14 protein-coding genes are annotated in these 14,552 nt (G+C 52.7%); 8 read left to right on the top strand and 6 right to left on the bottom strand.

From position 1 onward, the window contains the following. The first annotated feature begins 128 nt into the window (after positions 1–128). Together pheT and ACTJIK_RS06200 are read left to right on the top strand one after the other, a co-directional pair. Entirely contained in the window at positions 129–2,561 is a 2,433-nt protein-coding gene (gene pheT, locus ACTJIK_RS06205; protein ID WP_440645487.1) for a phenylalanine--tRNA ligase subunit beta, read from the top strand. Continuing rightward, positions 2,562–2,867: a hypothetical protein gene (locus tag ACTJIK_RS06200; protein WP_440645486.1), complete on the top strand. Its 306-nt coding sequence runs from the start codon at positions 2,562–2,564 to the stop codon at positions 2,865–2,867. A 126-nt stretch (positions 2,868–2,993) separates the two neighbouring features. Here ACTJIK_RS06200 and ACTJIK_RS06195 read toward each other — a convergent pair whose 3' ends face one another. Beyond that, positions 2,994–3,443, bottom strand: a complete 450-nt coding sequence (locus ACTJIK_RS06195) for an RES family NAD+ phosphorylase (protein ID WP_440645485.1) — start codon at positions 3,441–3,443, stop codon at positions 2,994–2,996. A gap of 12 nt (positions 3,444–3,455) precedes the next feature. Continuing rightward, positions 3,456–3,944 carry an antitoxin Xre/MbcA/ParS toxin-binding domain-containing protein gene (locus ACTJIK_RS06190; RefSeq protein WP_440645484.1) on the bottom strand — a complete coding sequence of 163 codons (489 nt, stop codon included), beginning with the start codon at positions 3,942–3,944 and terminating at the stop codon, positions 3,456–3,458. A 234-nt stretch (positions 3,945–4,178) separates the two neighbouring features. On the opposite strand from ACTJIK_RS06190, the gene ACTJIK_RS06185 reads away from it, so the two are divergent. The 4 genes from ACTJIK_RS06185 to ACTJIK_RS06170 all read left to right on the top strand — a co-directional run bounded on the left by ACTJIK_RS06185 (position 4,179) and on the right by ACTJIK_RS06170 (position 7,783). Then, on the top strand, positions 4,179–4,472 hold the full coding sequence (locus tag ACTJIK_RS06185) for a cell division protein ZapA (protein WP_120518383.1): 294 nt from the start codon (positions 4,179–4,181) through the stop codon (positions 4,470–4,472). 157 nt (positions 4,473–4,629) lie between these two features. Next, complete coding sequence (gene rny / locus ACTJIK_RS06180; RefSeq protein ID WP_440645483.1) at positions 4,630–6,195, top strand: ribonuclease Y; 1,566 nt, start codon at positions 4,630–4,632, stop codon at positions 6,193–6,195. 104 nt (positions 6,196–6,299) lie between these two features. Continuing rightward, on the top strand, positions 6,300–6,905 hold the full coding sequence (locus ACTJIK_RS06175; RefSeq protein ID WP_440645482.1) for a 3-keto-disaccharide hydrolase: 606 nt from the start codon (positions 6,300–6,302) through the stop codon (positions 6,903–6,905). A 56-nt stretch (positions 6,906–6,961) separates the two neighbouring features. Beyond that, positions 6,962–7,783, top strand: a complete 822-nt coding sequence (locus ACTJIK_RS06170) for a purine-nucleoside phosphorylase (protein WP_440645481.1) — start codon at positions 6,962–6,964, stop codon at positions 7,781–7,783. Here ACTJIK_RS06170 and ACTJIK_RS06165 read toward each other — a convergent pair whose 3' ends face one another. Next, on the bottom strand, positions 7,784–8,263 hold the full coding sequence (locus ACTJIK_RS06165) for a LytR/AlgR family response regulator transcription factor (RefSeq protein WP_440645480.1): 480 nt from the start codon (positions 8,261–8,263) through the stop codon (positions 7,784–7,786). Positions 8,264–8,489: 226 nt separating this feature from the next. Here ACTJIK_RS06165 and ACTJIK_RS06160 point away from each other — a divergent pair, with 226 nt between their 5' ends. Then, complete coding sequence (locus tag ACTJIK_RS06160) at positions 8,490–10,043, top strand: serine hydrolase domain-containing protein (RefSeq protein WP_440645479.1); 1,554 nt, start codon at positions 8,490–8,492, stop codon at positions 10,041–10,043. 13 nt (positions 10,044–10,056) lie between these two features. Here ACTJIK_RS06160 and ACTJIK_RS06155 read toward each other — a convergent pair whose 3' ends face one another. The 3 genes from ACTJIK_RS06155 to atpG all read right to left on the bottom strand — a co-directional run bounded on the left by ACTJIK_RS06155 (position 10,057) and on the right by atpG (position 12,633). After that, a complete protein-coding gene (locus ACTJIK_RS06155) occupies positions 10,057–10,335 on the bottom strand; it encodes a hypothetical protein (RefSeq protein ID WP_440645478.1) in 279 nt (92 codons plus the stop codon). A gap of 140 nt (positions 10,336–10,475) precedes the next feature. After that, positions 10,476–11,642 carry an SMC-Scp complex subunit ScpB gene (gene scpB, locus ACTJIK_RS06150; RefSeq protein ID WP_440645477.1) on the bottom strand — a complete coding sequence of 389 codons (1,167 nt, stop codon included), beginning with the start codon at positions 11,640–11,642 and terminating at the stop codon, positions 10,476–10,478. A 106-nt stretch (positions 11,643–11,748) separates the two neighbouring features. After that, positions 11,749–12,633 (bottom strand): ATP synthase F1 subunit gamma, encoded by an 885-nt coding sequence (atpG, locus tag ACTJIK_RS06145; protein ID WP_440645476.1) that lies wholly within the window; start codon positions 12,631–12,633, stop codon positions 11,749–11,751. A gap of 460 nt (positions 12,634–13,093) precedes the next feature. Between atpG and ACTJIK_RS06140 the strand changes: the two genes are divergently transcribed. Next, a complete protein-coding gene (locus ACTJIK_RS06140) occupies positions 13,094–14,455 on the top strand; it encodes a 3-keto-disaccharide hydrolase (protein WP_440645475.1) in 1,362 nt (453 codons plus the stop codon). The last annotated feature ends 97 nt before the right edge of the window (positions 14,456–14,552 follow it).

Raw genomic sequence — 14,552 nt, 5'->3', positions numbered from 1 at the left:
CAGAAGTTGTTAACTTTACGCGGCACAATCACGGCTGCACGAAGCGTGCAAAAGTGATGGAAATAATTGATTTTCACAAAATTAAATCGATACCACGGTATCGGGCAGGATAATTCAAGGAGCATACAATGACTATTTCGTACAACTGGCTGTGTGATTATTTACCGGTAAAACCGACGCCGGAGGAACTTTCTGTGATCTTAACGGCCATCGGCCTTGAGGTGGAAAGCCTCGAGCGGTTCGAAAGCGTGAAAGGCAGCCTGGAAGGACTCGTGATCGGCGAAGTGCTTAGCGTGGAACAACATCCCAATGCAGATAAGCTCCGTTTAACCAAAGTGGATATCGGCAATGGCGAACCGCTGTCTATCGTATGCGGCGCCCCCAACGTGGCCGCCGGCCAGAAAGTAGTGGTAGCCCCCATCGGCGCCACCATTTACCCCTCTTCCGGCGAGCCGCTGACCATGAAAAAAGCCAAGATCCGCGGAGAAGAAAGCTTCGGCATGATCTGCGCGGAAGACGAAATAGGCCTGGGCGCCAGCCACGAGGGCATCCTTGTGCTCGATCCTTCCCTCCAGCCCGGCACCACCGCCCGCGAGCTGTTTAAGCCCGTGCAGGACTGGGTATACGAGATCGGCCTCACCCCCAACCACATGGACGCCATGAGCCATATGGGCGTGGCCCGTGATGTATGCGCCTGGCTCAACAACAACGAGAATACAGCAGTTTACCAGGTCCGCAGGCCTGGCATACACGCAGCCACCAAAGCCGCGCAGCCTTTGAACATCGGCGTGGAAATAAAAAACACCGAAGCCTGCCCGCGTTATTGCGGCCAGAGCATCACCGGTGTGAAAGTAGGCCCTTCCCCCGCCTGGATACAGCACCGCCTGCAAGCCATCGGCGTGAGGCCCATCAACAATATCGTGGACATCACCAACTACGTGCTGCACGAAACCGGCCAGCCCCTGCACGCATTCGATGCAGACCAGATCAGGGGCGGCAAAGTGATCATACAAAACCTGCCTGCCGGCACCCCTTTCCTTTCACTGGACGGCAAAGAACGCAAGCTGGACGCGGGCGACCTCATGATCTGCGATGGTGAGAACAACCCGATGTGTATCGCCGGCGTATTCGGCGGCCTGAACTCCGGCGTTAAAACCGATACCAGCAACATCTTCCTGGAAAGCGCCTACTTCAGCGCCACCGGCATCCGGAAAACCTCCGTACGCCATGGCCTCCGTACAGACGCCGCCGTGCGTTTCGAAAAAGGGCTGGACATCGGCCTCGCGCCTTTCGCCCTCGAAAGAGCAGTTGCCCTCATTAACGAACTGGCGCACGGCGCGCCCGCTTCAGACGTGGCAGATGTGTACCCGGCTCCCGCGGCACAAAAACATATAGACATCACTTACGCCTATATCAATAAGCTCAGCGGCCATACCTACGCGCCTGAGAAAGTGAAGAACATCCTCTGCAGCCTTGGTTTTACCGTGCATTCCGAAAATGATACGGAACTCCGCGCCATGCCGCCGCTGCACAAGCCGGATATCAACATCCCGGCGGACATCGTGGAGGAGATCATGCGGATAGACGGGCTGGACAACATTCCCATTCCCGAGTTCGTGCGCATGGTGCCCAGCCGCCAGGCGCAGCCCGATAAAGAGCGCGTAAAGGAAAAAGTGGCGGATTACCTCGCGTCCAACGGCTTTTCCGAGATATTCACCAACTCCATCACCAACAGCCAGTATTACAAACACCTGGATGAGGACACCCTGGTGAAGATGCTGAACAGCCTCACATCAGACCTGGACGTGATGCGCCCTTCCATGCTGGAAACCGGCCTGGAGCGCATTGCCTACAACCTGAACCGCCGCAGCGAAGACCTGCTGTTCTTCGAATTCGGGAAAACTTACCGCAAAGAAGAAGTGGGGCAATACCCGGAAACGGCACACCTGAGCCTTTACCTCACCGGCCAGAAGCTGCCCGAGAACTGGATGCACAAAAGCCAGCCGGTAGACTTTTATTACCTGAAAAGCTTCATCGGCAACATCCTGCAGCTGCTGGCCCTGCCCGCCGCGCAAATGACCGCCGCCAATATCCACGGCCTTCAGCCTGCTTTTGAAGTGAGCGTGAACGGCAAAACCGTTGCCGTTGCCGGCGGCGTTGATCCCCGGAAACTGAAGGAATTCGATATCAAACAAGCCGTCTGGTACGCGGACTTTTACTGGGAAGAGATACTGAAGCAGCTGCAAACAAAGGATTCCTTCTACGAGGAGATCCCCCGCTTCCCGGCTGTGCGCAGGGACCTGGCGCTGGTGCTGGACAAAAACGTTACTTTCGCTGCGGTGGAAACAGCGGCCCGTTCCGTGAAAACATCGCTCCTGCAACATATCAACCTGTTCGACGTTTTTGAAAGTGAGAAGCTGGGCGCAGGCAAGAAGTCGTACGCCGTGAGCCTCACCTTCCAGGACAAGCAGAAAACGCTGACAGACCAGGAAACGGATGCGCTGATGAACAAGCTGGTAAAAGCCTTCGAATCACAACTACAGGCGGAGATCCGCAAATAAATGGAGATCGAACAGTACATACAAAGCATCGAGGACAAGCTGCAACAGCTGTTCAAAAAACTGCAGCAGTCGCAGGCAGACAATGCCATGCTGCGCGAGCAGGTGCAGCAGCAGCAGGACGAGCTGTTGCTGCATCAGCAGACCATCGAGGCGCTGGATGGAAAACTGAAGCTCGCCAAAATAGCTACTATGACGCAGGGCAACGGGCTTCCCGAAGAGGAAGACGCGTTCCGGAAAGAAGTACGGGGCAAGATCAACGATTACATCCGTGAGATCGACCGTTGCATTGCGTTACTCAATTCCTGATATTTTAAATTGTGGAACAGACCTGTGCGGGACTTAACCCGTCCGGGGCGTTATGCATTATTGTTACTGATCAATGGAACTGTTTCCTGCGTTGGGGCGATAATGCCGGTTTTGGTGCCTACTTGCTTACATTCCTGACGGGGATTGTTTCTTTCGGTTAGGGGGATACACTTTCTTTATTTTAATTTCATTTGCCAGCGGGTGCCGCAGGTTGACCAGGTAATTCCACTGGTGGCTCATTTCGGGGGAAGGGAAGGCCAGTACCAGTTTCTCCGCCTGCCGCAGCAGGGCCGAGCCGAACTCACGGGTCTCGAATCCGAAGGGGAACTGGTCCCAGCCTACCGGCAGCTGCTCTTCACTGATCCATATGATACTGTCCGGCACATCATACTCAACGATCATGTACCCGTCCGGCACGGTGAACAGCCCCGTCACCAGGTCGCTTTCCACCAGGCACATGGCCGGGTGATCCTTGACGTGCAGGCAGGGATCCGTTGCGAAATTCCAACGGTCGGCCTTACCGCTTGCGCTCATTTCCCGGCAGCGGTCTTCTTTAGCCATTCGATATAAAATCATAAGAAAAAATTTCTAGGAGTGCATTTCCATGCGCATCAGCTGCTGCTTCACTTCTTCCATGCCGGTAATGGTATCGAGCATGGTGAGAGGCACCACCCCGCCGAGATCGCGGGAGGGTTGGCGCAGCCAGCGGTGGAATAATTCTTTGCCATTGAACACGTTATATCCCAGGCTGAACACATCGGCAATGGCAATGATGCGGTCGCTGACGTTCCTGCTCAGGATGTCTTTCCCCTTTTTCAGGTGAAGGGAACGGTTGGTGACCGTCAGCAGGGCGCTCAGGGTATCGTAATCCAGCTCAAAGATCTCTTTGAGACGGGTGAGCTGTTCCTTGGATACGCCAGCTTTTACAACTTCGATCTTCTTTGTAAATAATACCTTTTGCATTTTCACGATCGATTCATAAGATACCAGCATGTCGTGCCCGTCTGTTACAGGCCTGCGGGCGGCTGCGGCTTTTTTGCCGGCGCCTGCCTTAGCCTTGTCTGTCTTTGAGTTCATAGCGAAGATAAGTTTTTAATTGACATTTGTATACCCACCTCCGTGAATTTTTTCCAAAATTGATTGGCTCAACATCAGGATGAGCGCAGCGGAATCAACATTCACGGAATCGTATATTTTTGTCAATTATAAAGATAATAATCACATAATTGTACAAAAAACCAGCAATTATTTTTCCACTTCCCGAAGCCCGCGCTTTTGTTACATTTGCAACATACACCAACCCAACTTATAATGGAACCTCTAATACCCGTTAATATTGTTGTTGCGGACCGCACCTACAGGATAAAGATCCGAACCGAAGAAGAAGAAGACGTACGGAGAGTTATGAAAGAAGTGAATGAGAAGATCATCGAGTTCAAAGCCGCCTATGCCGGGAAAGACATCCAGGATTATATCGCCATGGCCCTGATCATGTACGCCACCCACCCCGCTACCAGCGGCGGAAAAGCCCAGGCCGGGGTAGCCCCTTTTCTCCGGGAAAAGCTGCAACACCTTGACAATCTGCTGGATGAGCAGCTTAAATAGCCCGGCGCTGCAACGTTTAGCATCCATAAATTATTCATTATCACAAGGTCTCCTGTGCTTTGCTGCTATTTTTTTGTTATTTTCGCGGGTCGGCTTTAGCCCTTTCGTTGGAAACGGGCCAGGGACTTAATTATAAATACTATTTAAATATTGAGATATGACTGAATCCATCACGATTATAGTCGCCGGGGCGGTTGCCCTGGTGGTTGGTATAATACTCGGGAAACTGATTTTCGCTAAAAACACCAAAATAAAGATCCAGGAAGCAGAAGAACAGGCCAAAAGAATCATTGCTGAAGGCCAGCTGAGCGCAGAGAACCTGAAAAAGGACCGGCTGCTGGAAGCCAAGGAGAAATACCTCCAGCTGAAGTCCGAATATGAAAAAGAGGTGATGCAGCGCAACCAGAGGATCTCCGAGTCAGAAAACCGCATCAAACAGAAAGAACAGGCCCTGAACCAGAAAACCGAGAATATTCAAAAGCAGGTTACCGAAAATGAAGCCATCAAGGAAAACCTTGCCCGCCAGATAGAACTCGTGAACATCAAACGTTCGGAACTGGAAAAACACCAGGAAGAGCACATCCGCCGCCTGGAAAAAGTAGCCGCCCTCACTGCTGAGGAAGCGCGTCACCAGCTGATCGAAAGCCTCAAGGAAGAAGCCCGCAGCCAGGCGCTCAGCCACATCCAGGAGATCATCGAGGACGCCAAGCTGAAAGCCAACAAAGAAGCCAAAAAGATCATCATACAGTCCATCCAGCGCACTGCCGCGGAGCAGACCATCGAGAACGCCATTACCGTCTTCAACCTGGAAAGCGACGAGATCAAAGGCCAGATCATCGGCCGCGAGGGCCGCAACATCCGCGCCATCGAAGCCGCTACCGGCGTGGACCTGATCGTGGACGATACCCCGGAGGCTATCGTGCTTTCCTCTTTCGACCCGCTGCGCCGCGAAATTGCGCGCCTCAGCCTTCAGCGCCTCGTGCAGGACGGCCGTATCCACCCCGCCCGTATCGAGGAAGTGGTGGAAAAGACCAAACGCCAGCTGGAAGAACAGGTGATGGAGATCGGCGAACGTACAGTGATAGAGCTGGGCATTCACGGCCTGCACAAAGAACTGGTGCGTATGGTCGGCAAAATGCGTTTCCGTTCCTCTTACGGCCAGAACCTGCTGATGCACTCCAAAGAAACCGCTAACCTCTGCGCCGTGATGGCAGCCGAGCTGGGCCTCAACCCCAAGCTTGCCAAACGCGCCGGCCTGCTGCACGACATTGGTAAAGTGCCCGACGAGGAATCTGAACTGAGCCACGCCCTCCTCGGCGCCAAACTGGCTGAAAAATACGGCGAGCATCCCGCTATCGTGAACGCCATCGGCGCGCACCACGATGAAATGGAAATGGCCTATGTGATCTCCCCCATCGTGCAGGCCTGCGACGCCATCAGCGGCGCCCGCCCCGGCGCCCGCCGCGAGATCATGCAGAGCTACCTGCAGCGCATCAAGGACCTGGAGAACCTCGCTATGGGTTACGACGGTGTTGAAAAAGCCTACGCCATCCAGGCAGGCCGCGAGCTGCGCGTAATTGTTGAAAGTGAAAAAGTAACTGACAACGATGCGGACCGCCTCAGCTTCGAGATCGCGAACAAAATACAGAACGACATGCAATACCCCGGCCAGATCAAAGTAACGGTGATCCGTGAACGCAGGGCCGTGAATGTTGCCAGGTAATATCTTTCACGTACACAGGAACGCCGTCCCCGCTGAACCGGGACGGCGTTCTTTTTTATGCCCCTTTTTCCCTATCTTACCTGTCCACAAAAAACTATGGTAAGATGAAAAAAAGATGGCTAACGCTGGCCGTGTTCGGGCTACTCTCCGTAAGCACCGCCTTTGCGCAAAAGCAACAGAAACTGTTCAACGGTAAGAACCTCGACGGCTGGAAGATCCATGGCACGGAGAAATGGTATGTAGAGAAAGGGGAACTGATATGCGAAAGCGGTCCTGATAAAGAATACGGCTACCTCGCCACCGATAAAACCTTCAAAGATTTCGAGCTCACCGTGGACTTCAAACAGGAAGCCAACGGCAACAGCGGCGTATTTTTCCACTCTTCCCTGGAAGGCACTAAAATATCCGGCTGGCAGGCGGAAGTAGCGCCTCCCGGCAGCAACACCGGCGGCATCTACGAATCATACGGCCGCGGCTGGCTCATTAAACCCGCTGCAGACAAAGACAAGAACCTGAAGATGGGCGAATGGAACACGATGAAAGTAGTCGTGAAAGGCAACAACGTGACCACCTACCTGAACGGCGCGGAAATGATCACGCTCGATGATGAGAAGATCGGCGCGAAAGAAGGCCAGATCGCCCTGCAAATACATTCCGGCGGCGGCATTAAAGTACGCTGGAAGAATATAAAGATCAAAGAGATCAAATGATCCGCGAAAAGGAAAGAGTCTTCTCTTTCCTTTTTTTATTTCGTTTATTTTGCAGCATGACTTTACAGCAACAGCTTTCAGAAACCACCGCATACCTGCGCCAGCAGGGCTTTGGCGATGCCGTTGCCGGCATCGTGCTGGGCACCGGCCTGGGTGAGCTCATCCACCGGATCGACATCAGAAAGAGCATTCCTTACGGCAGCATCCCCCACTTTCCTGAATCCACCGTAGAAACACATAAAGGCCACCTCATTTACGGCCTCATCGGCAAAACGCCTGTGATAGCCATGCAGGGCCGTTTTCATTATTACGAAGGGTACACCATGCAGCAGATCACTTTCCCCATCCGCATCATGAAAGCCATGGGGGTGCAGCTGCTGCTGCTCAGCAACGCTGCGGGCGGCATGAATGCGGCGTATAAAAAAGGAGACCTGGTGCTGCTGAACGATCATATCAACCTTCAACCCGAAAACCCCTTGCGCGGCCCGCACGACCCCGCTTTCGGCCCGAGGTTCCCTGACATGAGCAGACCCTACAGCCCCGCACTGGGAGAAAAGCTGAAAGCCGCCGCCATACAGCACAACAAACCACTGCACGAAGGCGTGTATGCGGCGGTGATGGGCCCCAACCTCGAAACCCGCGCGGAATACCGCTTCCTGCGCATGATCGGGGCAGACCTTGTGGGCATGAGCACCGTGCCTGAGGTAATTGTGGCCAACCAGGCCGGTCTGCCCTGCGCCGCGGTTTCCGTGGTAACGGACGAATGCGATCCCGATCACCTGGAACCGGTATCCATCGCGGAGATCATTGCAGTGGCGGGTAAGGCGGACAAAGTGCTGAGCGGCATTTTCGCCACGGTGATCGAAGGCATGAGCTGATCATTCCCCCAGCCATTTCCGGAATTCCGGCGCGCGCAGGCGGCTTACGATAATGTCTTCTTCCAGCGCGGGCTTCAGCTGCACTTTCAGTTTCCCGTTGAACCAGGCCTGCACTCTCGCAATACTGCGGTAATGCGCAATGCACTGGCGGTTGAGGCGGAAAAAATCCGCGGCGTCCAGATCCGACGAAATTTCATCCAGGCTTCTTTCCGTGAGATGATCAGTATTGCCGTGCGTGCGGATGCACGACATGCGGTCGCGCACATAAAAATACGCGATGTCGCTTACGGGCAGGGAAATGAGGCGGGTGCCGTTCCTGACGAGGTAACGCTGTGGAAGCACTGGCCCGTTGAAGCTGCTCAGCAGGCTGCCGATCTGGGGAGACATCCGGAGGATCTCCACCTCGTAGTCAAAAGTGGCGATAATGTCTTTCAGCTGCTGTGCCGCAGCGGTTTCCGATTCATTGATGAGTATTTTCATGTCCGGGGTTTTATGATAAGCATGGGACCTGGTTCAAATGTAAAATGCCCGGCCCGGAAGGTTTATTCAAATCGATGAAGCGCAGGGAGCGGCGATGAAAAGTCGTTTCCGGGGGATGAAATGAAACCGGGCGGCGGTTCACCCCATATTCGGCGGCATTCGTCACATTTGCCGCAACCAGCCGCAGGATTATGCGCAATTTGGCGGGTGAATAAATCCCCCAGCTATGCTCAGACAAGCTCTATTTGGCATCCTTATGACCCTTCAAAGCGTTCCTTCCTTTTGTCAGACCGACCAGGAACAGGCGCAGGACGATGCCGCAGCCCCGCAGATAAAAACAAACGCTCAATTACCGGCAGGCACGGCGAATGAAGAAGCGCGGCTTCCGGCCAGGGCAGAAACCTTGCTCAGTGCGTATTTCAGGCATAAGCGATCCGATGACGCAGCGCAGGTAAAAAAACCGGACAGCCTGACAAAAGCCGAGGCCCTTCTCCGGGCAAAAGCAGACACCCTGCTCAGCGCGTATTTCACACGCAACCAATTTAGCGGCACCGCGCTCGTGGCCCTTCATGGGAAGGTCATCCTGCAAAAAGGATATGGGTGGCGGAATGTTGAAAAACGAATTCCCCACGACGAAAACAGCATCTACCAGGCCGCTTCCATCACCAAAACCTTCACCGCCACACTGGTGATGAAACTAGCGGAAATGAAAAAACTTTCGTTACAGGATAAGCTCAGCAAATATTATCCCGGTTATCCGAAAGGCGACAGCATTACGATCGCACATTTGCTTTCGCATACCTCCGGTATATACAACTATACCATGGATGGGGAATTTATGCAGACCAGGTCTACAAAACCAGCCACAGAAGCAGAGATGCTGGCCCTCTTCCGCGATAAGCCGCTGGATTTTCCGCCGGGCACAGGCTGGAACTACAGCAATTCCGGCTATATGCTGCTGGGCTACATCATCCGGAAAGTAACGGGGCTGAGTTATGAAGAAGCTGTCAGGAAATACATTTTTGGCCCGCTGGATATGCAGCGCAGCGGGTTCGACTTTGTGCACTTGCAGGATGCGGATAAAGCCAGCGGCTATCATGAAGATTCTGCCGGCGCCTATACACAGCCCGTGCCCGGCACGGATTCAACTGTTTCGTTTGCCGCGGGCTCTATTTATACCACGGCGGGCGACCTGTTCAAATGGCACCAGGGGTTGATGAAGTATGCCATCGTGAGCCCGGCGGGCTGGCAGGAAATAAGCACCGACAAACGGAATGGCTATGGTTATGGCTGGGATATCGACAGCATACAGGGGAAATACACCGTGGGCCACAGCGGCGGCATGCGGGGGTTCAGGACCAACTTCATCCGCATACCGGAAGACGATATCTGTATTGTGCTGCTGGGCAACACGGAAACGCAGGCGCTGCACAACATCACCGAAAAGCTGGTGGCCGTTCTGTATGACCTGCCCTATCAGCTGCCTGCCAGCAAAACGATCATTAAACTGGATACGGCCGTTTTGAAGAAGTATACCGGCACTTACCTGCTGGCGGAAAAGAACCTTAAAGTCCACATCGTGCTGGAGAACGGCGAACTGGCGGCTTACCCGGAGAGAGGCCCCCGGTCCACGCTTTGCGCGATAAGCCCTTTATGTTTTTTTCTGAAGGATGATATAGATTTCGAGACCTGTTTCGTAACAGACGAAACAGGGAAAGGGGTTAAAATGACGATCAACCAGCGCGGCCGTGAAGGTACGCTCAACCGGGTGGAAGAATGATCCATGAAGCGGGTTATTCCTCTTCGTCTTCTTCATCATTCAGCCGGTCGTCCGCATCTTCGATCTCCTCTTCGAGATCGTCCTCTTTTTCGATGTCGTCCCCGTCGTAGGCGTCTTCTTCCAGTTCCAGCAATTCGTCGTCCAATTCGTCTTCGTCCTCTTCTTCATCTTCATCCTCACCCTGGGCAGCGGCAGCCAATACTTTCAGCATGGTCTGGTAATCCGCTTCCTGCAGGTTCTGCAGGGATTCCCATTCTATCCCGGCGGTGCCGTCGCTTTTTTGCTTGATCATTTTGAAATGTTTTTAGAATAGAAAATTACGGAAAATTGATCTGGCAGGATGAATATGAATTATTGTAATTGAAGAAGAAATGATGGGAAATATGGCAAGAAAAAAGCCGGGCGTTGCTTCCCGGCTTTTTTAAGATTATGTTATTTTTTATTTTCCCCATTTTCTTCGTCCCCGTCGCCCTCTTTATCCTCATTTTCGTCGTCTTCTTCGTCTTCATCTTCTTCTTCATCGTCCTCATCATCTTCTTCGTCCTCATCTTCATCATCTTCTTCCGCTTCCTCATCTCCTTCTTCGTCCTCTTCTTCACCTTCTTCCGTCTCTTCCTCTTCAGCGTCGTCTTCACCGGCTTCTTCTTCCGCATCTTCATTTTCTGCGTCTTCTGCAATATCGTCTTCGGCTGAGACTTCCGACGCTACTGCATCTTCTGCTTCTTCAGCTTCCTGCGTTCCTTCATTGGTGCTTTCGTCTTCCGCTTCCTCTTCAATACGGATCTCTTCCACCACAAGCTCTTCTACCGGTTCTTCATCAGAAGATTCAAGATCGGGCGTTTCTTCCGACGTTTCTCCAACCTCCGTTTCACCGGTAACATCGGCGGTATGCTCTTCGGTCGGTTCGTCGTCCATCATGATGGTAGTGGTTTCCGTCAGTTCGCCGTTTTCTGAGATCACCAGGTGGCCTTCGTCGTCCGTGATCTCTTCGTCCACCCGCAGCTCTTCTGTATTACCTTCCAGCGTCAGTTGCGTGGGCGGCACAAAGTCTTCTTCGAACACTTCTTTCAGCCTCGGCAGGTCTTTCGGGGAATTCAGCCCGAAATAGTCCATAAAAGCCTTGGAAGTGGAATACAGCAGCGGCTTGCCGGGCAACTCCTCGCTGCGGCCGGAGATCACGATCAGTTCTTTTTCCAGCAGTTTCGTGATGGAATAATCCGTGCTCACACCGCGGATATGCTCAATTTCCCCTTTGGAGATCGGTTGTTTGTAGGCAATGATGGCCAGGGTTTCCAGCGCGGCGGTAGACAGCCGTTTCAGGAACTTCTCGCCATTCAGCTGCGCAACGGTCTGGTAATAATCCTTTTTGGTCAGGAACTGGTACCCGCCGCCGCTTTCGCGAACGCTGAAAGCGTAGAACTCTGAATTATATTTCTCCTGTATGGCTTCAATGGCAGCTTCCACCTGTTCCTGCGTGGCCCGGTCTTCCAGGAAGGCCAGGGCGTTGTTGAGCAGCTCCAGGATGTCTGTTACCGGCAAGGGCCGGTCTGCGGCAAAGATCAGTGCTTCTACATGCGGAATGAGCTGGGAAATTTCCATGGACGGTGGTGTTTGTCTGAAACAAAAATGTCAAAGGCCGAAAATAAGACCTTTGACATTCTTTCAGAAATATAAAAAATGTGCTGTTGATTATTTGTGAATAAGATCAACCCATCAGGGCCGCAGCGCCGCTCACGATCTCGGTCAGTTCCGTGGTGATCGCCGCCTGGCGGGCGCGGTTGTATTCGATCTTCAGGTTGCGCAGCAGTTCGCCGGCATTGTCTGTCGCCTTGTCCATCGCGGTCATACGGGCGCCATGCTCTGAAGCGTGCGCGTCCAGCACTGCTTTGAAGAACTGCGTGTTCAGTATCTTCGGCATCAGCTCGGCCACCAGGATAGTTTTCTCAGGTTCGAATATGAAGTCGGCTTTCTGTCCTTTTCCTTCTTTGTTTTCCACTTTCGCGATGGGTAGGAACTGTTCTGCTTTGAAACGCTGGGTAGCGGCGTTCTTGAACTCGCTGTAGATGATCTCCACCGCGTCGTATTCGCCTTTGATGAAGCCTTCCATTGCTACGGATGCGGCAGCTTTCACATTTTCGAAAGTGAGCTGGGTGAACAGGGTCCAGTAGCTGTCGTTCACTTTATAGCCGTTCTTGGAAAAATGCTCGTAAGCTTTTTTTCCGATGGGGAGGATCTCCACATGGCCTTTGGCAAACTGTTCAGCGTACTTTTCGCGGATGGTCTGTTTGGCCAGCTTAATGATGTTGGAGTTATAAGCACCGCACAAACCGCGATCGGAGGTAATGGCCACGATCAGCACCTTTTCCACCTGGCGGTTGGCAGCCAGCGCCATGTCGAAATCACCTTCGCTGTTGCTCACGATATTTTGCAGCATTTCCTGCAACTTCTCGGCATAAGGGCGCATTTGTACAATGGCATCCTGGGCACGGCGCAGCTTGGCAGCACTTACCATTTTCATGGCTTTGGTGATCTGCTGGGTGGACTGGATGGATTTAATACGGTTACGAACTTCTTTAAGCTGTCCAGACATATATATTAAAATGTTTACACAAAAGGGGATTATCCCTCTTATTTTTGGCTGCAAAGGTAAGTAAAGGAGTGATATTCCGGAATAACCCCGCGGATATTTTCTCCTGATTCTGGTCAGGTTCCCACGGGAAACAGCCGTAAAAGGGCCCTGGATGGATAGAAGAGCCTTGGATGAATAGAATAATCGTATTATCTTGGAACGGCCTATGCTAAAGTGGCATACACCTGTACCGTTTTTACACAGGAAACCGCCCGGGAATATTTTTATTGCAATCGGTTGCAAATATTGATGATATTTTTCTATCTTGGTTGCCGCCTGAGCGCATCTTACTGGTGCATAACGCTTAGCGCAGCGCCGCCCGGGCAGGGCGTTTTACATTGGTCAACTAAAAACAAACTGAAAGCAGCAGGTGCAAAGCCCGGATTGCAAACGGCGGCTTTACTGATACAAATCTATTTCCATGAAAAAGTATATCCTTCTCGGATGCGGCCTGCTTTGGCTCTCAGCCGCTTCCGCTCAGGGCGGCAAATGGCAGAACCTCTTCAACGGCAAAGACCTGAAAGGCTGGAAACAGCTGAACGGGAAAGCCATCTATTCAGTTAAGAACGGCGAGATCGTGGGCACCACTGTTTTGTCTGAACCCAACTCTTTCCTGGCAACCGAAAAAAATTACGGAGACTTTATTTTCGAAGTGGAATATAAGCTGGACAAGGATTTCAATTCCGGCATCCAGTTCCGCAGCCAGAGCAAGCCCGACTATCAGAACGGCCGTGTATACGGCTACCAGATGGAAGTGGACCCCTCTCCCCGCCGCTGGAGCGGCGGCGTGTACGAGGAAGGCCGCCGCGGCTGGCTCTACCCGCTGGACCTGAACCCCGGCGCCCAGAACGCTTACAAAGCCAACGACTGGAACAAATACCGCATCGAATGCCGCGGCTCCGAGATCCGCACTTTCGTTAACGGCAAAGCCGCGGCCCATGTGATAGACGCAGAGCTGCCTTCAGGCTTCATTGCCCTGCAGGTGCACGGCATCGGCAAAAAAACGGAAGATGCCGGGAAGAACATCCGCTGGAGGAACATCCGCATCATCGAAAACCCGGCGCCTTCGCAATATTCTCCTTACGACGACGTGTATGTGGTGAACAATATCCCCAACACGCTGTCTGAACAGGAAAAACGCCAGGGCATCCGCCTCCTCTGGGACGGCAGCACTACCAAAGGCTGGCGCGGGGCTTACAAACAATCCTTCCCCGAAAAGGGCTGGAATATCACAGAAGGCACCCTGAACGTGGAACCCGCGGCTGGCGGCGAAAGCACCAATGGCGGAGATATTGTGACGGACGAAGAGTTTTCAGCCTTCGACCTGGAATTTGACTTCAAACTGACCGAAGGCGCCAACAGCGGCGTGAAATATTTTGTGACCGAATCCGAAGGCAACAAAGGCTCCGCCATTGGCCTGGAATACCAGGTGCTGGACGACGAAAAACATCCTGACGCCAAACTGGGCGCAGCCGGCAACCGCAAGATCGGTTCACTGTACGATCTTATTCCGGCCTACAAATTGTACGCTTCCCATAAGAAAGTGGGCGAATGGAACCATGGCCGCATTGTTGTATATCCCGACAATCGCGTGGAACATTGGATGAACGGCCATAAAGTGGTGAGTTATGTGCGCGGCGACAATATCTTCAAAGCGCTCGTGGCCCGCAGTAAATACGAGAAATTTCCCAATTTCGGCATGGCTGAAAAAGGACATATATTGTTGCAGGACCACGGAAATTTCGTGAGCTACCGTAGCATCAAAATAAAGAGTTTGAAGTAGTCAGCGACTATTTCATTGTTCACTGTTTTTCAATCGACATCCCGATTCCTCGGGATGTCTTTTTTTTATGGGTATTCTCGCTAAATTCGCCGGTAAA

It is taken from the genome of Chitinophaga sp. 22620 (assembly GCF_052044405.1).
Lineage (GTDB): Bacteria > Bacteroidota > Bacteroidia > Chitinophagales > Chitinophagaceae > Chitinophaga.
This window is presented reverse-complemented; position numbering and strand designations above follow the sequence as displayed.